The 23,135-nt window shown below is 46.6% G+C and carries 18 protein-coding genes; 8 read left to right on the top strand and 10 right to left on the bottom strand.

What is annotated here, in order from left to right; all coding sequences use genetic code 11:
* Positions 1–25 precede the first annotated feature (25 nt).
* Entirely contained in the window at positions 26–241 is a 216-nt protein-coding gene (locus JOY44_RS02165) for a hypothetical protein (protein WP_207211150.1), read from the top strand.
* 2 nt (positions 242–243) lie between these two features.
* Here JOY44_RS02165 and JOY44_RS02170 read toward each other — a convergent pair whose 3' ends face one another.
* The 3 genes from JOY44_RS02170 to JOY44_RS02180 form a co-directional block, all read right to left on the bottom strand.
* Positions 244–2,775: a cyclic nucleotide-binding domain-containing protein gene (locus tag JOY44_RS02170; RefSeq protein WP_171572110.1), complete on the bottom strand. Its 2,532-nt coding sequence runs from the start codon at positions 2,773–2,775 to the stop codon at positions 244–246.
* Positions 2,776–3,008: 233 nt separating this feature from the next.
* A complete protein-coding gene (locus JOY44_RS02175) occupies positions 3,009–3,416 on the bottom strand; it encodes a hypothetical protein (RefSeq protein ID WP_171572111.1) in 408 nt (135 codons plus the stop codon).
* A gap of 145 nt (positions 3,417–3,561) precedes the next feature.
* Positions 3,562–4,749: a glycosyltransferase family 4 protein gene (locus JOY44_RS02180; RefSeq protein WP_171572112.1), complete on the bottom strand. Its 1,188-nt coding sequence runs from the start codon at positions 4,747–4,749 to the stop codon at positions 3,562–3,564.
* Positions 4,750–4,990: 241 nt separating this feature from the next.
* On the opposite strand from JOY44_RS02180, the gene JOY44_RS02185 reads away from it, so the two are divergent.
* From JOY44_RS02185 to codA, 3 genes are read left to right on the top strand one after another with little or no spacing between them, the layout of a single operon-like run.
* The gene (locus tag JOY44_RS02185; protein ID WP_171572113.1) at positions 4,991–6,061 is read left to right on the top strand and encodes a universal stress protein; all 1,071 of its coding nucleotides are present in this window, start codon (positions 4,991–4,993) and stop codon (positions 6,059–6,061) included.
* Between the two features lie 31 nt (positions 6,062–6,092).
* A complete protein-coding gene (locus tag JOY44_RS02190; protein ID WP_171572114.1) occupies positions 6,093–6,683 on the top strand; it encodes a chromophore lyase CpcT/CpeT in 591 nt (196 codons plus the stop codon).
* 2 nt (positions 6,684–6,685) lie between these two features.
* On the top strand, positions 6,686–7,987 hold the full coding sequence (gene codA / locus JOY44_RS02195) for a cytosine deaminase (RefSeq protein ID WP_171572115.1): 1,302 nt from the start codon (positions 6,686–6,688) through the stop codon (positions 7,985–7,987).
* A gap of 42 nt (positions 7,988–8,029) precedes the next feature.
* Here the strand turns inward: codA and rsgA are convergent, their stop codons facing one another.
* The 6 genes from rsgA to JOY44_RS02225 form a co-directional block, all read right to left on the bottom strand.
* A complete protein-coding gene (gene rsgA, locus JOY44_RS02200; protein WP_171572116.1) occupies positions 8,030–9,202 on the bottom strand; it encodes a small ribosomal subunit biogenesis GTPase RsgA in 1,173 nt (390 codons plus the stop codon).
* Positions 9,203–9,205: 3 nt separating this feature from the next.
* On the bottom strand, positions 9,206–9,472 hold the full coding sequence (locus JOY44_RS02205; RefSeq protein ID WP_171572117.1) for a sulfurtransferase TusA family protein: 267 nt from the start codon (positions 9,470–9,472) through the stop codon (positions 9,206–9,208).
* Positions 9,469–10,611 (bottom strand): molecular chaperone DnaJ, encoded by a 1,143-nt coding sequence (gene dnaJ, locus JOY44_RS02210; protein WP_171572118.1) that lies wholly within the window; start codon positions 10,609–10,611, stop codon positions 9,469–9,471. The genes JOY44_RS02205 and dnaJ overlap by 4 nt, the downstream gene beginning before the upstream one ends.
* Positions 10,612–10,817: 206 nt before the next feature.
* The gene (gene dnaK, locus JOY44_RS02215) at positions 10,818–12,776 is read right to left on the bottom strand and encodes a molecular chaperone DnaK (protein WP_171572119.1); all 1,959 of its coding nucleotides are present in this window, start codon (positions 12,774–12,776) and stop codon (positions 10,818–10,820) included.
* 150 nt (positions 12,777–12,926) lie between these two features.
* Entirely contained in the window at positions 12,927–13,664 is a 738-nt protein-coding gene (grpE, locus tag JOY44_RS02220) for a nucleotide exchange factor GrpE (RefSeq protein WP_171572120.1), read from the bottom strand.
* 284 nt (positions 13,665–13,948) lie between these two features.
* Positions 13,949–14,778, bottom strand: a protein-coding gene (locus JOY44_RS02225; RefSeq protein WP_171572121.1) for an IS1 family transposase whose coding sequence is annotated in 2 segments (ribosomal slippage) — positions 13,949–14,434 and positions 14,437–14,778 — 828 coding nt in all. Because the reading frame shifts where the segments join, the coding sequence is not laid out codon by codon here.
* Positions 14,779–15,200: 422 nt separating this feature from the next.
* Here JOY44_RS02225 and JOY44_RS02230 point away from each other — a divergent pair.
* The 4 genes from JOY44_RS02230 to JOY44_RS02245 all read left to right on the top strand — a co-directional run bounded on the left by JOY44_RS02230 (position 15,201) and on the right by JOY44_RS02245 (position 20,330).
* Positions 15,201–17,102 (top strand): GspE/PulE family protein, encoded by a 1,902-nt coding sequence (locus JOY44_RS02230; protein ID WP_322091334.1) that lies wholly within the window; start codon positions 15,201–15,203, stop codon positions 17,100–17,102.
* Positions 17,103–17,262: 160 nt separating this feature from the next.
* Positions 17,263–18,372 (top strand): type IV pilus twitching motility protein PilT, encoded by a 1,110-nt coding sequence (locus JOY44_RS02235; protein ID WP_171572123.1) that lies wholly within the window; start codon positions 17,263–17,265, stop codon positions 18,370–18,372.
* Positions 18,373–18,472: 100 nt separating this feature from the next.
* Positions 18,473–19,696, top strand: coding sequence for a type II secretion system F family protein (locus JOY44_RS02240; RefSeq protein ID WP_171572124.1), 1,224 nt, complete (start codon positions 18,473–18,475; stop codon positions 19,694–19,696).
* A 13-nt stretch (positions 19,697–19,709) separates the two neighbouring features.
* A complete protein-coding gene (locus tag JOY44_RS02245) occupies positions 19,710–20,330 on the top strand; it encodes a hypothetical protein (protein WP_171572125.1) in 621 nt (206 codons plus the stop codon).
* Here the strand turns inward: JOY44_RS02245 and JOY44_RS02250 are convergent.
* A complete protein-coding gene (locus JOY44_RS02250) occupies positions 20,230–22,839 on the bottom strand; it encodes a serine/threonine-protein kinase (protein WP_171572126.1) in 2,610 nt (869 codons plus the stop codon). The genes JOY44_RS02245 and JOY44_RS02250 overlap by 101 nt on opposite strands.
* Positions 22,840–23,135: the final 296 nt, after the last annotated feature.

A 23,135-nucleotide genomic window follows, 5' to 3' on the forward strand; every position in this document is an offset into this window, starting at 1 on the left:
GTTGCCCCTCTAGTTGGTTAAAGATTTGACCATGATGATCATAAATGTTGCCCCTTTTGCTGCTGTGTCTCTTGCACAGGTCATCAAACGAATTCTTGGCACTGGTACAATCACCCACGATGATGAAGTGTTTTTTCAAAAGGCAATGCTTTCTGAAACGCCTTTAGATCATGAAGAAATGGATCAGGTGACCAAAGTTTATTATCGTCTGCAAATGGGATTGCTCAAAGTCGTGGATTAGGGCTACCAGCCAACAGTAATCTGCCATATGCCAGCCGTGAGCGTTCCTGTTGCAAGATGTTGCGGTAGTAAAGTCCAAAAAGATTGACGAGCAATTTTTTGGGTAAGCACCACACTCAACAAGAATGCTGCTAGTAGTGTGACAGCTTGCAAAAACGCAATCACGGCTGGATGAGCGACGAAAATGGGGAGATTTGTTGTACCCAAGCCAAAAGTAGCGAAGGTGACGGGAACCACTCTTCCCGCTTCTGTGAGTCCCAGTTGCAAGTAGTGAGCGATATTGGCTCCCAAAACAATGGGCAAATAGCCATAGGCAAGTTCCAGAAAAGGACGTGATTTAGTAGCATGGCGGAGAAAGCGAATCAATTGGTGTGCACCTAAGGCGATCGCTCCAGGAATCATCAATGCCAACACCGATACGCCACTGTGCCAGCCAAACTGATTGAGATGCAGCGATCGCCCCAGAATCGCTTCGATTTCAGGCAAACGATGTAAGCATACTGCGCCAAGCAAAAGAAACAGCAAGCAAACTTCGGCGTAGGCTGGCGTGTGAGTCGTCCATAACTCAATGCCTGGTGGACGCAGATTTAGCTCCACTGACCGATGAGGGCAAGCTTTGAGGCAGGTCATACACAGCACACAATCGCGATTATCTTCAAGCTGAGCCGGATGGGAATATAGCGGACAGCCGTTTGTTTCTTGTCCTTCGCCTTTCTCAGGTCCACCTTTGTAGCATTGATAGGTCGTGCAACTGGCGGAGCAAATACCTTGTTGTGCCCGCAGTTCCGTCATGGATAGCTTGGCAAACAATCCATTCATACCCCCAATGGGGCATAAGTAGCGACACCAAAAACGTCGCTCAAACAGCAGAGAAAAGATGACAGCGCCTGCCGTAATCAACAGCAGCAAACACCCAGATAGATAAGCCGTATTTTCCAGATTCCATAGTTCTTCCCAGAGCAGAATTAGGGTAAACATGCCAAACATGAACCAGCTGCCCCACCGCTCTGCTTCTTGACGTGACCAGGGCAAGAGTTTACGAGGATATAACCACAGCGACAATTTTTGCGCTACTTCGCCGTAAATCATGAAGGGACAAACAGAACACCACAGGCGACCCACAAAGGGGAAGGCAAGCAAAATACCCAGCCACCACCATGCCCAAAAGAAATTGAGTGCAATGTTTTGATCGCGGCTTTGAGGACCCAGCATTAGCACTGCAACCACGATCGCAAAAGCGCCGAAGGTGAAGCCATAATTGAGGCGATCGGGATACCAGGGACTCCGCAAAAATTGCCGTAATTGTGGAGAACCATTCAGTAGATTGAGGCGAAACCGCTTGCTTTTAGGACTGGTTGCCCAAAATACCTCCTCAGTTAACTCATTGCTGCCGTTCAGTTGGATCACCGCCCGTTCCACCATGGCTTGCAGTTCTGCTAAGTTGCCTGGAAAGTCATAACCTTGGAGCCGTCGAATCGCTTCAGGGGTCAGAGTTGGCTTAGAAACTCCCCTCGCCCGACACAACAAGCTTAGGTAATACTCGACCTGAGCCATGATGTCTGCCTTACGCACTCGCAGCGGTGAAAGCTTAATCACATGTCCTACCAAGCCTTTACGATTTAACGTAGGCAACACTCGCTCTGAAGTCATTAGGATTCTGGCTTCACAGCGTAGGGGTGCAGGTGGGGCTTCTCCTTCACGGGCAATAGGAGTATATTCGCCAGTTTCTAGCAAGGTAACCAGTTTTTTTTGCAGTTCCAGGTTTAAATCTTGCAGGTTGTTGAGCATAATAGAACCCGTGCCCAGCCATTCCAACAGTCCAGGTTTGCCACCTACCCGCCCAAAAAGGTCTGCGCCATTTGCTTGAAGGACATCGCAGTTAACTTTAATCAACGGCTCATGGCGATCGCTCGACCCAAAGTGGATCAAAGCCGCTGTATTGTCTTTTTCTAAACCTGGCTCACCAAAAATTAGCACCGAAGCGCGATTGCCCGAGGCTTTGCGAATTTCCTGACGATGACGCATTGCATAGCGACTGGTACCAACAATGCCGCGTTTTACCTTGGGAATCACATAGGGACGCAGGGCAGCTTGGCGCTCTCGCTCGAAGGTTAGCTGAGCCGAAACCTGATCAAGGGCGATCGCCAACTGACGAGAAAACGTTTGAGAAATTTCGGGATACTGCTGTACAAGTTGCAAAAAATCTTGCCGTGAAATTTTCCAGAGTACACAGTCCGACAGGGTAATTACTGTTTGCTCAGCAGGTTGATCTAACAGCAATTCCTTTAAAGGAAACATAGATCCAGGTAGCAAACTGACGGTGTTGGCAACTGCGACTTTACTGGTGCGGTAACTTTCCAATCGCCCAGATCGAAGAATGTAAAAGTCTGTTGGAGGAGTATCTTCCAAGATCAGGCGGCGATTTTCCTGCACGGTTTCTGCTTGAATCACTGCCGCGATCGCAGCCAGCACGACTTCCGCTAAAGACTCAAATAGGGTGTTGTCCCGTAGCCAACTGACCCGCTCTTCTTCCATTAGCCTACCTCCCGTCAATATCAGATATTCCTCTTAACGATTTTGAAGCATACGATAGCTATCAAAAATTCTATGTTCTCAGTTGCTTTTTTACACAACTACTGATACAAACAAAAACCCCTCACTGCTTGCTAACCTTGATAACAGAAGTATCAAGAGTCAAAACAGCGAGAGGTTCATCTCAAACCTTTAAAGGTAACTAATCAATCGCTAAACTAGCAATCAAATTAGGGCTAAGGAGCATAAACAGCACGACCGTTTGCATTCAACACGATTGTGCCTTCATCTCCATTGATGACAAAGGGAACAGCATCCTTGCCAGCTATACGAACCAACTTAGGACGAGCATATAGAGCTTTTTGAACTTCTGCGCCCCAAACTTTGATGTCGCTGCCAATGCCATTCTTGTCAGTAATGGGGGTATCAGTAGTGATGGTGTCGTTCTTAACAATCTGAATGTCGAGTGGCAACGTGAACGCAGCAGGATGAACCGGGGGAGTAGGCAGGGTGTGGAAAGGGGTGCCAACGAAAGATTCTCTAGGCAAAACGCGGGTTACAGCTTTAGGAACTGCAAAAGCAGGTAGAGCAATGCTGGCAAACAGCCCAGCGATAGTCAATACGGATAAAAATCGCATGTTCATGTGGATCAACTCCTCGCAAAAATCTTAACTACAATCGAAAACTAGACGATTTGTCTGGTTTTTGCTTAATCGCTCTCTTATTTCTACACTGTTTTTCGCTTATGGGCTAGACCCTCTTGCGATAAACCTCACAAATCATGCCGTTTTACCAGTCAACCTGTGCCCGTTCATGAAGAATTCGTCCATACACTGCATCTGTTTGTTGCGCTAACTTAGCCCAAGCGAATCGCTGATCTAAATCTTTATAAGCATTTTTGGTGAGCCATTGACCATACTCTGGGTTTCGTAAGACTTCTAAAATACCCCATGCCAAAGATTGGGAGTCATTGGTATGAGTGACCAGTCCCGTTTTGCCATGACGAACAATTTCTGGAAATCCGCCTGTGTCTGATACCACTACAGGCACGCGAGCAGCAAAGTTTTCTAACACTACAATGCCAAAGGGTTCATACAAACTGGGAAAAACAGCACAATCTGCAATCATGCGAAACTTGTTTAAGTCTTCGTCAGACATAAATCCTGTGAAGTAGCACTGATGCCAAACACCCGTATCTGCTGCTTGACGCTTGAGGTCATCGACATTGCCGCTGCCAATCAAAACAAATTTCACCCGATCGCCCAACATTCGATTCACGATGGGAATGGCGTTTAACAACACGGAAACACCCTTTTCATAAGTCATCCGTCCAACGTAATACACAATTTTTTCGTGATCTCCCGCAAAAGAGCGGCGAAATTCTTGTATGTCGAAAGGGTGGGTATATCGCTTACTTTCTAAGTGAATGCCGTTGTAGACCACATCAATTTTGTCCCAAGGAACGCCTAGCGCCCGTTCTACTTCTAATCTCATGTAGTTGGTGCATACAATCACTCGCCATGATTCATGGGCAAGATGGGACTCTTTGCTGCTGATGTAACGCTGTTGCTCCGAATGAATCCCATTGCAGCGACCATACTCCGTGGCGTGAATAGTGGCAACAAGGGGAAGTTTGAAGGCGCATTTGAGTGCGATCGCGGCATCTCCCACTAGCCAATCATGAGCATGAATCAGGTCAAAGGAACCTTCCTCCAGCAGCAATTTGCCGCCATGGTGTCCCATGCTGTCATTCATGTTGGCAATCCAATGGAAAAAGTCATGGCTAGCAGCCACGGCAACCCGATGAATATGAATGCCGTCCACAATTTCGTATTGAGGAGCCTGACCAAATTCAACTGTAATCAGATGAACTGTGTGACCCCGCTTTACTAGCTCTGGGTAAAGCTCTGCCACGTGTCGAGCAATTCCACCAACAATCCGAGGTGGAAATTCCCAAGCGAGTATTAGAACCTTCATCACCACCTATCTGAACATTGGACTTATCTTACTCAAATTTCCCTTTCCAATTCACTCTCTGTAGGTTTTAGTCACATTAAAAGAGACGCAGAAACGCAGTGCGAGATGAGCATTAATATCAGTCAGACGTTGGGTATTCAAGTGGCTGCTGGGTATTAGGTATTGAGTCATTCATCCCAAATCTATTACCTGTCACCTGTAAGCTATCACTTACTATAGAGTGAGAACTTGAATACAACTAATGAGCCAGGTGCCGTCTCTAGTTTTATCTCCACCGCTGCTATTGGCAACGGATGGATCATCCAGCGCTCAGTTGGCTCAGCGACTGATGCGTTTAGTTGCGCCTGTGTTTTTAGGCTACGAGAGGGAAGAGGGACGATCGCTATTAACAGTACTAACTGTTTTACCCCGATCCTCTAGTCGTTCTAATAATCTTTTGAGAAGAAAAGTTGCGCTTCCCAGCAGTTCTAGGAATTCACTACCCAATACAACCTCTCAGACTACAAAATCCGATGAGTTTGTCCCTTCCTTAGAAAGCCTTACTGCTCTGGTTCGCCCTGATTTTCCAGCAAATTTTTCTTTAGCGTTAGAAATTCGGCAGGGCAAACCCGCCACAGAAATTTTGAATTATGCTCGTACGATTGACGCTGGACTAATTGTGGTCGGACATCGTGGTACTGGAAGTACGCGGGAGCTGCTGTTGGGTAATGTCGCGGCAGCGATCGCGCGTTATGCCCCTTGTAGTGTGCTGATTGCCCGTCAAGATGCAACGCCTAGAGAGGGATTGAATCATGTGATGGTGATGGTGGATGGCTCAGCAGCAGCGCAGCAAGCGATCGCGGCAATTCAGCAACTCATCGGCATCGGTATTCAACGGATTACGCTGATCCATGTTCAAATCCCAGTAAATTCAAACTATTTAATTGGTCCATTTGTGTCCCCCAATCCCAGTTGGCAACTCAGCCAATCACTCCAAAATGCCCAACAGGAAGCAGGTAAAGAAGTGCTTCAGCAAGCGCAAGCCGCTCTTTCTTTCCCCAACATCAACATACAGGCCCGCCTGCAATCGGGTGATCCGGGTCCAACGATCTGCCACTTAGCTCAAGAACTGGGTGCAGATTTGCTGGTTTTGGGATGCGATCCCCGGCGTAGAACGCTGCGATCGCCGTTACAAGCGTTTCGGGATGCTCGTCGCGGTGAAGCTCCGCGTCCGGCTTTGCGAAACACACGCCTGAGTATTACTGAAGATTACGCGATTCACTACGCTCCTTGCCCAGTCTTGCTCTGTCGGCGATCGCTCCCTCTAGAATAAGAAGTGCATTCCTAGTCCCTGGTTGATCCCAATGACACAATCCACCGATGTAAAAACTTTGGCAAGCTTGATGGCAGCCGACTTCAGCAATCAAGCCCAAGCATTTGAAAATCCTCCCTTTTTTGCTCATATCCGGGTCTGTATCCGCCCTTTACCTTTAGAGCTACTTTCTGGAGTGAGTTTGTTTTTAGAACAAGCCTACGATTATGCGCTGAACCAACCCTATCGGCTACGCATTTTGAAGCTAGTTGCTCAAGCGGATCATATTGAAATCGAACACTACACTCTGCGAGACGGACAAGATTTTTTTGGCGCATCCCGCGACCTGAAACGGCTGCAAACTTTACCGGTCGAGCGGTTAGAGATTATGCCGGGATGTAATATGCGAGTGGAATGGACAGGGCACAGCTTTAAGGGCAAGGTGCAACCTGGCAAAGCCTGCATTGTTGTGCGTGACGGAAAAAATACCTATTTAGATAACGAGTTTGAAATTGACAGCGAAAAATTCATTAGCCACGATCGCGGACGTGATCCCGAAACTGACGAACACCTGTGGGGATCAATCGCAGGTCCCTTTGAGTTTGTGCGGTGGGCAAGTTTTGCGGATGAAGTGAAAGGATAACCATGTACGATTTGCTGCTGCGCCAATGTCGCTTATTGCAAGCGGATGGAGGCATTACAGAGGTTGATATTGCGATTCAAGATGGCACTATTGTGGCGATCGCACCGCAGATTGCCGCTATCGCTAAACTAGTCCTAGACATTCAGCATCAGCTTGTCAGTCCGCCGTTTGTTGAATCTCATATTCACTTAGACTCGGCTCTTACCATTGGGCAACCCCAGTGGAATCAAAGCGGCACCTTGTTTGAAGGCATCGACATCTGGCGAGAGCGCAAAGGAATCCTCTCTTTAAAAGATGTGAAAACTCGCGCGATCGCCACCCTGAAGCAGCAGGCAATTCAGGGCGTGTTATTTGTTCGTAGCCATGCCGATGTCAGTGAAACCAGCCTGACTGCTCTACAGGCCCTCTTGGAGGTGCGAGAGGAAGTAAAAGACTGGATGACTCTGCAAATCGTCGCGTTTCCCCAAGATGGCATTTATGGCAATCCCCAAAATGAACGCTTGCTGGAGCAAGCCATGGAAATGGGTGCTGATGTAGTGGGAGGAATTCCTCACTATGAACTAACCCATGAAGATGGAACTAAATCGGTTCATCGCATTTTTGAACTGGCTCAACAGTACGATCGCCTGATTGATCTTCACTGCGATGAAATTGACGATGAGCAATCCCGCTTTTTAGAAGTGGTCGCTGCCTGTGCCATTCGTACTGGGTTAGGATCACGAGTTACCGCTAGTCACACCACCGCCTTTGGGTCTTATAACAATGCCTACGCCTTTAAGCTGCTGGGCTTTTTGCGCCGCACCCAAATGAATTTCATCGCTAACCCTTTGATTAATATCACCCTCCAAGGACGCGCCGATACCTATCCCAAGCGGCGGGGTGTCACCCGTGTTAAAGAACTGTGGCAGCAGGGAACCAACGTTAGCTTTGGGCATGATTGCATTCAAGATCCCTGGTATCCCTTGGGCACAGGCAATATGCTGGAGGTTGCTTCCATGGGGCTGCATGTTTGCCAAATGACGGGCAAGGCTGAAATCGATGCCTGTTATGACATGGTGACTTGGAATGGGGCGACTACCCTCAACCTACAAAATGACTATGGGATTGAAGTGGGAAAACCCGCTAACTTTATTGTGCTGGATGCTTGCGATCGCTACGATGCCATCCGTCGCCGCGCGATCGCCCAGTATGTCATTTCCCAGGGCAGGCTATTAGCCCATACTGAACTGCCGCGCACCCACTGGCAACCACAGGATGGTTCAATCAATCAGCCAAATGCCCTAGCTTTGTCAAGAGATGCTTAATTTTTAAAGAGCCTTTAAAATCCTCATTCCCTACTCTTTGACTCAATCCAGTTCCAGTTCGTCGTCTTGCAGCACTTGAAGCTGATGTTGCTGGGTGCGACGAGAAATTTGGCGATATTTTTTAGGTTCTAGCTTAGGTTCATAGGTCAGATTGCCCTGGTGATGATTTTTGAGCTTGAGGTTAGTTTCTCCATGACTCTGCCGATCTAAGGCATGGTGCCGTGCGATCGCCTCTTGCAGCATCTCTAGATAAAACTCGTAGCGCTCCCAGTTCCCCCGTACAACGCAACCTGGCTCTTCTTGATGCAGGCAATTACTGAACTGGCAGGAAGCTTCTGCTAGCCTCTGTCGCGCCTCTGGAAAATAATCGACTAAGTCTTTCGGGTGACAATTGAGATCAGGCTGGTTAAACCCAGGCGTATCCGCTAATAGACCGCCTGCTGGCAGATCAAACAATTCTACATGGCGGGTCGTGTGCCGCCCCCGTGCTAACTTGCCTGATACTTCACCCACTCGCAGTTTCACCAGAGGAATGAGATGGTTGATTAAGCTAGATTTGCCGACCCCAGATGGACCCGACACAACGGTAATGCGATCGCGTAACTGATCAAATAATGCTGTTAAGCCTGTCTGTTGATGCAAGCTAATAAACCTTGGCTGATAGCCCCATTGCTGAATGCGTTCTTTCCAATAGGTTTGCTCCTCTGCACTTGCCAGATCAGCTTTGCTAAAACACAGGCAAATTGGCAACTGACTGGATTCTGCTTTAATCAAAAATCGAGTTAGCTGATGGGGATCAAGAGTCGGTTCTGCCATTGCAAATACCAGAAGAATTTGATTGGTATTCGCAATTGGCGGACGATCTAACTCAGATTGACGAGGTGAAACTGCGCTGATTGCACCTCGACCTCCTTGCCAATCTGGCTCTTCGATTTCAACACGATCACCTACCATGACTCCCTGACCCAACTTTTTTAAGCGCGATCGCCGAGTGCACAGGAGAGTGTCAGAAGTCAGATAGTAGGGACTAGGTTGCAGGTTCGAGGTTTGAGGGATTAGGTTTTCAAGCGGATGCTTGATTTCCTTATTAACTGCATCTTGCTTTGAATCTAGCTTGACCTGATAGTAGTTTGCTTGCACAGCTAAAACAGTACCCCAAAGCCCTTCAGATGGAAAATCTGGAGATGTCGGTGAATTCTGCAAATCAGAACTCATAGTTTAATCAAGGCTATTTGCAAGAGGACGACGAACCTTTAATGCAAAATAATCTGTTCGATTTTCAACTTGTTCAATCAAGTAGCCTTCCATCGCTAAACTATCCGGCACTTGCTCAACAGGTTCACCCGGATCAAGCCAAACTTCCAACACTGCACCGGGAGCCAATTGCTCCAATCGCAGCTTGGTACGCACAAAGTTAATAGGGCAAGGAGTTCCCCGTAAGTCCATCTGGGCATCCGGTTGAATGGTCTGATTTGGGTCGTTCATGAACCAAACATCTTGCCTATAAATCCTTCAATGCCGTTTTTTTCAGTGCGATCGCCCCGGATCTTTGCCAGTTTTTCCAATAATTCTCGCTCTTCAGGAGCAATTTTAGTGGGAATGTCAATTGATATTGCAATCAAATGATCTCCTCGACTCACTGAATTACCAAGCTTAGGTACTCCTTTCCCCTCAAGCTTCAGTACCGTTCCAGGTTGAATTCCGGCTGGAATCACTAATTCCTGTAGCTTATCCTGCCTATCATCCAATGTATTCACTTCGACCCGAGATCCTAAAATCGCCTGAATATAGCTAATCTTTAGCTCGGATAAAAGATTAATACCATCTCGGTGGAACTCGGCATCCTCCGCCACAAATAGATAGACATACAGATCACCCGGAGGTCCATTCCGCATCCCCGAATCGCCCTCTCCGGTTACTCGGAGGCGAGTTCCATTGTCTACGCCAGCTGGAATGGTGATTTTCAACTTTTTGGTTTCTTGGCGCTGTCCTCGTCCACCGCAGGTTTCACATTTATCTTCTATCATCTGCCCAGAGCCGTTACAGGTTGGGCAAACAGAGACTTGAGTAAAGCTGCCAAAGGGGGTGCGGGCTGCGCGGCGAACCTGTCCTGCACCCTGGCAGGTTGAGCAAGTTTGAGGACGAGTTCCAGGTTTTGCACCTGACCCATCACATGTATTGCAGTTTTCTAGATGGGCAATGCGAATTTCCTTTTCGCCACCAAAAATAGCGTCTCGAAAGTCTAATTTCAAATCCAGTCGTAGATTATCACCGGGAGCAGGTCCTCGTTTACGAGTGCTGGTTTGAGTGCCGCTTGCACCACCAAATCCACTGAAAAAGCTTTCAAAAATGTCAGCTGCAAATCCGCCAAAGTCACCAAAATCCTGCGCTCCAGCAGCTCCAGCACTAACGCCTTGTTCGCCATAGCGATCATATCGAGAGCGCAGCTCTGGCTCAGAGAGCACTTCGTATGCCCGATTAACCTCTTTGAAGCGCTCTTCGGCTCCAGGTTCTTTGTTGACATCAGGATGGTATTTTCGAGCTAGACGACGGTAAGCCCGCTTTAGCTCCTCTTTGTCTGCTTCGCGAGAAATACCAAGAGTTTCATAGTAATCACCAGCCATAGCACGTTAATTTAGGAGTAAAGGAATTGTGCGCTCTAAGTTTAAGTTCGGTAGGATAAAAAGCCAGCTGAGGGCAGTAGTTTGAACAACTTGCTTTCTCTTGTAACTTAGTCCCCTTTACCTTAGCGAATAAACTACTAGCTTAAGTAAAAAAATTGGCTTGCGCGATTGCTTCTCATAGTAGAGTCTTGTTTTCTACAAATAACTTAGTCAACCGCTTCATAGTCTGCGGTAACTGTTGCATCTTCTTCAAAGCTAAATTCGTCATCGATAGATGCAGTATGAGAATTTAGGTCATACTCAACTGTGGCGTCTTGTGTTTCGGCATGAGTAAATTCGCCAGTAGCAGAAGGACCTGTCCGCGCGTAAACAGAAGCACCCACTGCTAAGAGGGTTTGCTGAAGCGCATCTAATCGCTGTTGCATGTCATTGACCGTGATGTTGGGGGATGCGATCGCAGCTTTTAGCTCTTCAACTCGCTGCTCTCCTTCCATTTTTAGATCCGCAGTGATCCATTCGCTATTGTCTCGCAGCGTTGTCTCATAACTGTAGAACAGTGTGTCTGCCTGATTTTTGAGGTCAACTAGCTTCTTCCGCGCCAAATCGTCATCTGCATAGACTTCAGCTTCTTGACGCATCCGTTCAATTTCGGTGCCACTCAAGCCACCCGTGTTAGAGATGGAAATGCTTTGTTCACGACCTGTACCTTTATCACGAGCAGATATTTTAAGAATGCCATTCGCATCGATATCAAAAGCAACCTCTATCTGAGGCACCCCACGAGGAGCAGGTGGAATTCCGGTAAGTTGAAATTTGCCTAAGCTTTTGTTGTCCTTCGCCATCGCACGCTCACCTTGAAGAGCGTGGATTTCGACTGAGGTTTGCCCATCGGTTGCTGTAGAAAAAACCTGGGTTTTGCTAGTGGGAACTGTAGTGTTACGTTCGATAATTTTGGTGAACACTTCGCCCAAGGTTTCAATTCCTAAGGAAAGAGGTGTTACATCGAGCAGCAATAAATCTTTGACTTCGCCACCTAAAACTCCAGCCTGAATCGCAGCGCCAAGAGCAACTGCCTCATCGGGATTAACAGAGCGATCAGGTGCTTTGTCGTTGAAATATTTACGAATTGCGTCTTGAACTGCCGGAATGCGAGTAGAGCCGCCGACTAAGATGATGCGATCAATGGCATTAATGCTTAAGTCGGAATCTTTAATCGCTTGTTCGGTCGGCTGAATAGTACCCTCGACCAAACGACTGGCAAGCTCCTCAAACTTAGCGCGAGTCAACTCTGTCTCTAAGTGCTTAGGGCCAGTTTCATCAGCAGTGATGAAAGGCAGATTTATAGAGGTAGTCTTGGTGCTGGAAAGCTCAATTTTGGCTTTTTCTGCTGCTTCTCTCAGGCGTTGAAGCGCCATCTTATCAACGGAAAGATCGATACCTTCATCAGAGTTGAAGGTTTCAATCATCCAGCGCACAATCGCATCGTCGAAGTCATCACCCCCCAAATGGTTATTTCCGGAGGTCGCTTTGACTTCAAAGACTCCATCTCCCATCTGCAAAATGGAGACATCAAAGGTGCCACCACCCAAGTCAAAGACCAAAACGCACTGATCTTGGTCTTGCTTATCCATACCATAAGCAAGAGCAGCAGCAGTCGGCTCGTTGATAATTCGCAGAACTTCTAGTCCAGCAATGGTTCCAGCATCCTTGGTGGCTTGTCGTTGAGCATCGCTGAAATAAGCAGGAACAGTTATCACAGCCTGCGTAACCTCTTCTCCCAAGTAATTCTCTGCATCCTGTTTAAGCTTCTGCAAAATCATGGCAGAAACTTCTTGGGGGGTGTAAGACCTGCCGCGAATTTGCACATCAACCGTGTCGTCTTTGCCACGAACACAGTTGTAAGGAACGCGTGATCGCTCTTGCTCCGTTTCATCCCACCGCCGACCGATAAATCGCTTAATACTAAAGATAGTATTTTCGGCGTTAGTAACGGCTTGACGTTTGGCAAGTTGCCCAACTAAACGCTCACCAGCTTTACCAAACCCCACCATACTTGGAGTGGTTCGTCCACCCTCAGAGTTGGAGATTACAACAGGCTGACCGCCTTCCAAGACAGCAACACAGCTATTTGTCGTACCTAGGTCGATCCCAATGACTTTTCCCATGTTTGGCGGCAGTAAAGGTACATGAGGTGAATGTGAAAATTAGATAGCAAGTAGAGCGTACTAATATTATCCAACGATAACTGCTTAGCCTTTTAGCGCCAAACTCAACCTTGTAGTTGTGACCCAAGTGAAGTCAGCGCTCAAAAACTTTTAGCTCTCTAAATTATTTTGGTCAGTTTCCTCAGAGGGTATCACGGGTTCTAAAGGAGCAGCAACTTTCACCAGTGCATGGCGCAATACGCGATCGCCAATTAGGTAACCCCGCTGTAATTCTTCCATCACAATCCCTTCTGGATATTCATCTGTTGCTTGACGCATCACCGCTTCATGCAATGTCGGATCAAACTCCAACCCCTGTGCCCGCATTGGTGCAACACCCACGCGCTTTAAGCAATCTACCAGTTGCTTATAAACACTTTGGTAGCTTTTATGAATGGTTGTTTCTTGCTCAGTTTGAGGCTTGATTTGCGATCGCGCCCGTTCAAAATTATCTACAACTGGCAACATCTCAATAATTGTGGAGCATTTTATCTGCTGCTCAAATTCTTCCTTCTCGCGTTGAGTTCGCTTCCGGTAGTTATCAAAATCTGCGGCAATTCTCATATATTGCCCAGTGCGGTCTTCAAGCTGACTTTTTAGCGCCTGAACCTCCCCTTGTAGCGCGCCAAGCTTTGACAACGACTCCGCATCTTTAAGCGCTTCATCAAATGCTGCTCCTGTCGTAGTAACTTCAGTCGTAGTAACTTCAGTTTCAACACCTTGTTGATCTACTGAATTAACTTGCCCCTCTTCGTTCTCAAGTGCTACTTCAGGGGATGCATTTGGCACCTCAACCGAATTAGCTATGGGCTTCTCAATTTCCTCTATCTGACTTTCTTCTTCCATCATTGTGGGCTTTCCAATTGCGATGAAGACTATCTGTGTAGTTGCGACTATCCCTAATTCTAAATCCTAGCCCGTGCGGGAATCTAGTAGAGCTTAAAAAAAGACCCTAGACAAGTCTGCCCTAATGCGTACAGTTTAAACTCATCTAATCTAATCAAATTTCTTGAAAAAATACTGCTTTATCCTGATTTGATACTGAATTTTCAGTTTTAACGCGAATCTGGGTCGATTTTAGTCAAAAGCTATCTAAAGCTTAAAGAGCTTGAATCGAAATTTTAGGTAGTGCACTAAAGGATTGTGGGGTAGGTAACGACATCCTGCCAGGTCCAAGGCTGCTCAGCCAGTTTTGCTCGTTGAGCCGCAGTTGTTTTGAATCGACTATGCCGCCAAATCCAATTGAAATAGCTGACTACTAAGCGTGTTGTCACTTTCGTTTGCTCCCACCGTTTGCCGAACTTGTTTTGCCTGCGGTGCCATCGAGCAGTTTGTTGTCGGACGATGCCGTTGGTTCGCTCTAAGCGCTGCGTTTTGTCTTTGCCAACATAGTGCAGAATTTCAGGCGGAAGGACTCGTTCATAGCCTCCCCAGTCATCACTGTTCCACTGTTTGCAAGCCGTTTTTCCCTGTGTACTAATTACCAATTCCTCAATAAGTTCGTCTGTATGCTTGCCCACTCGTGCCGCTAAAATCAGTCCACTGGAGTCCGCTAAACTCAGACCTATCCAGCAGTCTCCCACTTCTAATTCATTGGAAAGACATTGCTTCTGTTTTTTTGCACGAAAGACCACATCTCATCCGCACTCACCTCTGCGGTTGCCACTTGCTTGACCTGGTCGTTATGAATTAGCTGAGCCTTGGCACTCGATGCCCGAACAATACTGACCACGGTGTTGTATGCCAAGCCTGTAATTCGGCTAATCCCTCGTAAGCTGCTGCCCTCACTATGAGCTTGTAGCACCTGCTGAACTTGTTCCGGACTCACTCGTCGCCAGTAGTACAGCGTGTCAAAGCTCTCACAGAAGGTTTGCTGGCAGTGAGGGCAGAAATAGCGTTGGTGTCCATTGGGCAGCTTGCCATGCTTATGACACTTAGGATGACCACAAAGTCGGCATTCCATAGCTTCTTGAGGGGAAAGAATTGATCCTACTTTACCAAGCCCACAATCCTTTAACCTTTACCAAGCCCACAATCCTTTAACGCACAATCAAATTTTACATGAAAGCAAAATCATCACAAAACTAGACGAAAACCTGACGAAGACAGCAGCAAAAGTTATCATCTGATAATCAAGATTTGTCAAAAGCTTCAGATCTTGCGTCTAGTAACTTTTGGAAGCTAGTGAGAAATAGATTAATTTTATTCATCTGTGTTCTTAGATTGTTCGTATTCGATAGTTTTGGGAATACCTTATAAAGAGTTCATCTTCCATAGGCTATGACTCACTCCTCTTCTTCTCCGCGTCGAGCGCTTGTTGTACAAAACAACTTTTCACCCTTTGGAAATAAGCTAGTTCAGTCTGGGTATGTAAATGACGGGCAGATGAAACAGGCCCTAATAGATAGCCGAAAGTCTGGCAGATCTTTGCTGGATGTTTTGGAATCTTTGACTGGGCAGCAGCTTCCCCCAGATTTAATTCGGCAGTACAAGAAGCAACAGCTTTTCGAGCTAAAGATTCTCTACGGAGTCGAGTCGCTTGATCCAGAGATTAATCAAATTCCAACGGGGCAAATTGGAGATCTGATCGGCACATTAATTCCTATCGATATGTGCCTTGCTCGCAAATTGATTCCCTTATCCAAAGGAGAAGAGGGCGAAAAGCCCTATATTCTTGTGGCAATGGTTAATCCAGACGATTTAACAGCCCAAGATGATCTAACTCGTGTGTTGCGCCCTAAAGGGTTAACGCTCCAGCGTTTGGTGATTACTAATGAAGATTACCAACGCCTAATTTCCAGTTATCTAGATGAGCAGGTTGAGCGACAGAAAAAAATTGATGAAGATCAAAAAGTTGATATTGAGGGAGATCTAGAAGGCTTAGGCTACATGGATCTGCAAGATGTTCAGGACGAAGCAGAAGCCGATCTGAACGTTGCTGACGCGGAAGCTGCTCCAGTGATTGCTTTGGCGAACAAGATTATGATCAAGGCTCTACAGGAAGGGGTATCAGATATCCACATTGAGCCGCAGGAAGAGTTTTTGAGAGTGCGCTTTAGACGGGATGGAGTGCTGCGTGAAGCCTTTGACAAGCCGTTTCCTAAAAAAATTATCCCGGCAGTGACGGCTCGCTTCAAAATCATGTCTGACTTAGATATTGCTGAGCGACGACTGCCTCAAGATGGCCGGATTCGCCGTCGCTATGACAATCGCAATATTGACTTTCGGGTGAGTACCCTACCTAGTAAGCATGGTGAAAAGGTTGTATTACGGATCTTGGATAATTCTGATACACAATTGGGTCTGACAAAGCTGATTAGTGATCCAGACACATTGAAAATCGTTCAAGGCATGGTGTCAAAACCGTTTGGGCTGATTTTAGTAACAGGACCCACTGGCTCTGGAAAAACGACTACTCTTTACTCTGCCCTATCGGAGCGTAATGAGCCTGGTGTAAACATCAGTACTGCGGAAGACCCCATTGAATACACGATGGCAGGGTTAACTCAGGTTCAGGTGATTCGCGAAAAAGGCATGGATTTTGCGATGATCTTACGAGCATTTTTGCGACAAGATCCCGATGTAATTCTAGTGGGTGAGACGCGCGATCGCGAAACTGCAAAAGCTGCGATCGAGGCTGCTCTGACAGGTCATTTGGTTTTAACCACTCTACACACTAATGATGCGGCTGGCGCGATCGCTCGCCTAGATGAAATGGGCGTTGAACCCTTCATGGTTTCTGGCGCACTGCTCGGCGTGGTTGCCCAGCGGTTAGTGCAGCGAGTTTGCAACGAGTGCCGTATTCCCTATACTCCTAGCCGAGACGAATTATCTCGATTTGGCTTAACGAGTTCTGGGGATGGTGAACTAACCCTGTATAAAGCGAACACATTACAGCCTCAAGAAATTCAGGAGGCAAGTACAAAAGGGCAGCTTTGTCAAAAATGTCACGGGGTTGGGTATAAAGGACGATGCGGTGTCTATGAAGTAATGCGAGTCACTGAGCGGGTTCAAACACTGATTAACCAAGGTGCACCCACAAGCACCTTGAAAGAAGTCGCGGTGGAAGAAGGCATGACAACATTGTTAGCCTACAGCTTGAATCTGGTGCGGCAAGGAGAAACAACTCTAGAAGAGATAGAACGGGTTACTTTCACTGACTCTGGGCTGGAATCAGAACTTAAAACCAAACGCAAGAGTGCTTTGAGTTGCCGCACCTGTAGTGCAGAACTGAAGCAAGAGTGGCTAGATTGCCCCTACTGTCTCACTCCTCGCTTTCAAGATTAGCCGTGAAAGCTTGATTGGGATTGTGGGTACTCTAAAAACTTGCAATGATTAGTCATTTAGGAAATGGCATATCAAGCGGGTCAAACTACGAGATCTCAGAAATCGCAAATCACCCTCACAGACAATTCATAGAACATTATTCGCGAGAAGGAGCAGCTTAATGGAATTAATGATTGAAGACTTGATGGAGCAGCTAGTCGAAATGGGCGGTTCTGATCTGCACCTCACCGCTGGGCTGCCCCCTTACTTCCGCATTAGTGGTCACCTACAACCCATTGGTGATCAAGCACTAACTGCTGAAGAATGTCAACGCCTCATCTTCAGCATGCTGAATAATACCCAGCGAAAAAATCTTGAACAAAACTGGGAATTAGATTGCTCCTATGGCGTTAGAGGGTTAGCTCGCTTTCGCGTCAATGTTTATAAAGACCGTGGCACATATGCTGCCTGTCTACGGGCGCTGAGTTCCAAAATTCCTAACTTTGACAAACTGGGACTACCTGATGTTGTGCGAGAAATGGCAGAAAAGCCCAGAGGATTGATTTTGGTGACCGGGCCAACTGGGTCTGGCAAAACTACCACCCTCGCTGCCATGATTGACCTGATCAATCGCACCCGCGCCGAACATATTCTTACAATCGAAGACCCCATCGAATTTGTCTATGAACCTATTAAAAGTTTGATTCACCAACGTCAACTTGGAGAAGATACCAAGAGCTTTGCCAATGCATTGAAAGCAGCCTTGCGGGAAGACCCAGACATTGTTCTGGTAGGTGAAATGCGCGACTTGGAAACTATTTCCCTTGCTATCAGCGCTGCAGAAACAGGTCACCTTGTTTTTGGCACCCTGCACACCAGTTCTGCTTCGCAAACCGTTGATCGGATCATTGACGTCTTTCCTGCTGACAAACAAACCCAGGTAAGAGTACAGCTTTCTAATTCCTTGGTGGCTGTCTTCAGTCAAACCTTAGTTCCCAAAAAGAGCCCCAAACCCGGTGAATATGGTCGGACGATGGCACAAGAGATCATGATTATTACTCCGGCGATCTCTAACCTGATTCGAGAAGGAAAAACTGCTCAAATTTACTCTGCTATTCAAACAGGCGGTAAGTTAGGGATGCAAACCCTGGAAACAGTGCTAGCAAACCAATACAAACAAAATATCATTACCTTTGAAGCCGCGATGTCTAAGACTTCTCGACCCGATGAATTGCAGCGGCTTATTGGAAACTCCCCTGCTCCTGCTCAAGCGGGTGCTGCACGTCGATAGATAAAATATGCCGCTCTAATATTTCCAAGCTATCTTATGCAAAAGCGGCATAATTGCATTGTAATTTGCACGTTTTATTCAACCCCACAGGTACTTAGATATGCCGACTTTTGTTGCTCGTGTTCAAGACGGTAGCGGCAGCCGAACAGAAAGAATTGTTGCAGAGTCCCTTCGGGAAGCTCGGGCTTCTTTTAGAGAAAGAGGAATACTCGTCAAAGAACTCAAGCAGCAAGAAAGACTATCGTTTAACTTTAGCCTAAAGGGTCTGCGTGACTCCACGGCAAGGGTAACAGTTAAGGATAAAGCAATATTTTCTCGACAGTTCGCGGCGCTGGTCAACGCAGGCGTGGCGATGGTTAGAGGTTTGGGGGTTTTATCTGAGCAATGCGAAAATCCAAAGTTGAAAAGAGCACTGTTGGGTGTGAGTGCAGATGTGCAGCAGGGCGTAAGCCTGTCGGATTCTATGCGTAAATATCCTGAGTGTTTTGATGCTCTGTACGTCGCCATGATTCAGGCGGGAGAAGTGGGTGGGGTTTTAGATGAGGTACTTAACCGTTTAGCGAAGCTTTTAGAAGATGTGGCTCGTTTGCAGAACCAAATCAAAGCGGCAATGTCCTATCCAGTAACGGTAGGCTCATTAGCAATTTTGATCTTCTTTGGTATGGTGCGCTTCTTGTTGCCAATTTTTGCCACAATTTTTGCCGATATTGGCGTTGAGTTGCCAGCCTTTACCCAGGCAATGATGAATATTAGCTACTTTGTTCAGAATATTTTCAATGTTGCAATGACGATAGCGGTTGTAGTAGGAGTAGTATTCGCTTACAAGCAATATTACAAAACACGGCTTGGTAAAGAAACCGTTGATCGCATTATGTTAAAAATGCCCTTATTTGGAGACTTAATTCAAAAAAGTGCAACTGCCCGTTTTTGTCGTACCTTTGGCTCGCTGACTCGCTCTGGAGTCCCGATTCTGACCTGCCTGGAAATTGTGCGTGACACTGCGGGGAACCAGATTATTGCCAATGCAGTTGATGAAGCTCGCCGCGAGATTCAAACTGGAGGCATGATTAGTATTGCGTTGCAGAAGGAGCAGGTTTTTCCCTTGATGGCAATTCAAATGATTAGCATTGGAGAAGAGACAGGAGAACTGGACAAAATGCTTTCTAAAGTTGCCGACTTTTATGAGGATGAAGTGGAGCAAGCGGTTAAAGCACTGACCAGCATTATGGAGCCCATCATGATCGTGCTGTTGGGAGGTATGGTTGGGTCAATTTTGCTGGCGATGTACTTGCCAATGTTTGCCGTATTCGAAAAATTGGGCTAAAGCAATCTAGATTATGGTGACTCAAAAAGTTTTCTATGAAGAAGCTTTAGCAGAATATAGTGACGCTACAGCAGCGATCGCTCTTTTAAGGCAATATCGACCTTATCTGGAAATGATTCCCAGTATGCGTCGCCCAGATGAAAGCCTGATTACGATTCCCCTACCGATTATTCGACTGCGGGGAGAGAGAGCTATTGCATCATCCAGTGGGGGAATTAGCGTAGGACAAGCAAAAGAAACCTTATGCCTACCCTGTGATGTTGCAATTTTAATGTGCGATCCGGAATGGAAGATAAAAACTGGCGTGGAGATTTTTCTGTATATCCATCGTCCAGAAGAAGACTTTTCCGATTTGTTGGGGCGCTGGCGATATACTCAGGTTCATTTGAGTCGGGGCTATGAGTGGGATATGCCTTCTCGCTATCGTCACATTCTGAGCGAAGGGGCAGACAGCACCTACCCCCTATTTGTGATTTTTGAAGGTACACCAGAGCGAATTAAGCGGGGTTTGAAAGGAGCTTATTTACCGTTTGTTACTCGTCGCGATCCCGATGAGGCGATCGCAGAAGATGTAGTAGAACTTTCAGAAGCAGAAGCCCTTTGGATGGACGATCAAGATACTCTGCGCGATTAAAGCAGGTTGTAATTGCTATCAGCAGACAACTAAAGAAATCTTGTGAGTTATCTATTGAGCCACCAGCAGGATCAGTGTCACTTAGTTGGAGAGCGCTAAAAGTGTCGGGCCACGCTCTTGTTTCTTCTAAACTCATCTCTGTAGGATCTTGTGGTGAGGCATCCTCTGTAGAATTTGTTTGCTCCCACAGATGCTTAGTATTTTCGAAAAGTGGCTTCAAGGCCGCCAAAGCATCAGTCGCTGATTGATAACGAGCAAAATGATCAGAAGACACCATCTTATCTAGAATTTCGGCAAGAGCATGGCTCACGCGAATGTTTTCTTTCCATTGAAATTTATCAGTACTAGGATCTCGCTTCTGATTTAACTCTTTAGCAGATAGTCCAGTTAACGCCAAGATGCCTACAATACCAACTGAATAAATATCGCTGCTGAGACGAGGACGACCATGGGCTTGTTCAGGTGCCATAAAGCCATCAGTTCCTATGGCAACAGTCGCTCTATCAATGGATTGAGTATCGCCTACTTGCTCAATTTGCTGCTCGATTTCTTTTACAGCACCAAAGTCGATCAAAACGAGTTTGCCATCCGCTTGTCGCCGAATGATGTTAGCAGGTTTAATGTCACGATGAATTACACCATGATCATGAACAAATTTTAGAACTTGCAGCAGGTCTTGCAAAATATCAACAACTTTGCGTTCGGGTAGCCGTCCTGATGAATGGCTTCCAAACAGTTCATGTTGAAGGGATTCGCCCTTAATGTAGTCCTGGACAAGATAAAATTCATCTTCTCGATAGGTAAGTAGCCGCGGAATTTGATCATGTATTCCGAGTCGTTCCAGCACTTCCGCTTCTCGCTTAAATAATTTTTTTGCTAACTCAATCGCCCTAGGCTTAGTGTTGACAGGGCGTAACTGTTTGACAACACACAGCGGGTTCTTCGGTCGGTTAGTATCTTGTGCTCTGTAAGTTTTACCGAATCCGCCAGAGCCAATCTCTTTCAGGACCTTATAACGTCCATCAAGCGTTTTGCCAATAATGTCTTGGTTTTGTTCATCCATAACACCCCGAAGATCGCTGTCTCCGCTGGCGTAGATGAAATTCTTCACATCTTGAGATGCACCGTGCTGTTGAAGAGCTTGGCGACGTTGCTGGTTAGCGCGCTGCTGTTGTAGTTTCTCGCTCGTGATGCCTGTAATCAAATAAGAGGCTCCACTCAGAACGATCGCTACAACTGGCATCGCTGTCGGTAAAATCAACCGTCCAGCTACAAACACGCTGTAGCTAATACTTATCCAGCCTAAAGCCAACACGATCGCTGTGCCAAAGCGGCGTAGAGGACCAACCTTACGATCATGGCTTTGTACATAGCCCGCAAATAATACCAACAGGACTACAAATACACCCTGCGCTGGCAAACTGGGGATCGCCGTTGAAATGGATCGGTTTTCTAGCAGGGTAGCGATCGAATTGGCATTCACCTCCACCCCTTGCATTATGCCAAAGGGCGTGGAATGAAAATCTTTATATGGTTCTCCTGTTGGACCAATTAAAACAAGCTTTCCTTCAAAGGTTTTGTTACGGCGATGATTTTTCCATGTTTCTGGGTCTAGTAATTCCCAAAAGGAGACCTGAGTAAAGGTTTCCGTGGGTCCATAAAAAAAGATATTTTCGCCCTTCGGTGGCTGATAAGTAAGCTTGCCTGCATTCAGTGCTGCTTGAGCAAACGATGGATACTGACTCGCCATCCGCGCAAAAATTTTGGCATCTTGAGGATTACCGGCTTGTGCCAAGTCGAATTCAACTCGTCGAGGATATTCACTGGGAAGTGCATGAATTTTATCGTTCGCTTCAGTTGGATAATTAATTGATCCCATCGAGCTAGGCTGCGTCTGAAATATTTCTTGGGGTGAAATAATCTGATGCACCAGCCCAATGTTCAAGGTGTCTTCAGCATACAGAACTGGTAAAGTAACGCGCCCAGCATAGCGCTGCAAGGTTTTTTGAAGCCGCAGATCATCTTGTATGCCATGACTACTGGGCGTGTCAAAAATCAGATCTACTGCAACAGATTTTGCACCGGCACTCATCAAGCGATCAATTGCTTGAGCGTAGGCTGCTCGCTTCCAAGGAGCAGTAGTTAGCGGTTCTAAATAGGCATACTTTTTAGAATCGACTGCATAATTACTCCTTGCCTGGGAATTGGAGTATTCATCGATTTTGACAATAATGACTTCACTCGGCGGGATGACAGTGCCGCGAAGGTTGAAAAACCGGGATTGCACCTGTCTATCTAAAAACTGTGATGTTGAGCCACCCGCTACTGATAAACCTGCAGTAACAGCACAGATAGTCAGCAGTCCATGACCTACATTTGAAGCATCCCGAATATTGATCTGTCGCAATGTAGCCAAACGACGAGAAACAAAATTTCGCAAAAGTCGCTTAAACCCGGCTGACTCAGCAATAAGCGTTTTGGCTTGAGGGTGTGATGATTCTTGCGACATGATTAAAACTCAGGCAAAATGCTGCCATGCTTAACTTTAAGGGAAGTTATGAGATGGGGCAATGTGACGATCGCTACCATAATCAATTCTATTTAAGTAGGTTGCCCTGATTGAAAAGTCCACTTTTCCCATTTCAATCATCCTATAGAAAGGGAAAGGGGCTTTGAAAGCTTAAGCTCATTTATTACTGGCTTCCCTTTTGCCCTTGTACTCCCACCGCAGAGCCTACACTATTAAAGCCTGTTTGCAGATGCATGCTAGCTCTTATCCTAACTTCTTTAGAGTAGCAAAAAAGC

Origin of the sequence: Leptolyngbya sp. Cla-17 (assembly GCF_016807185.1) — a bacterium.
GTDB lineage: Bacteria > Cyanobacteriota > Cyanobacteriia > Leptolyngbyales > Leptolyngbyaceae > ULC077BIN1.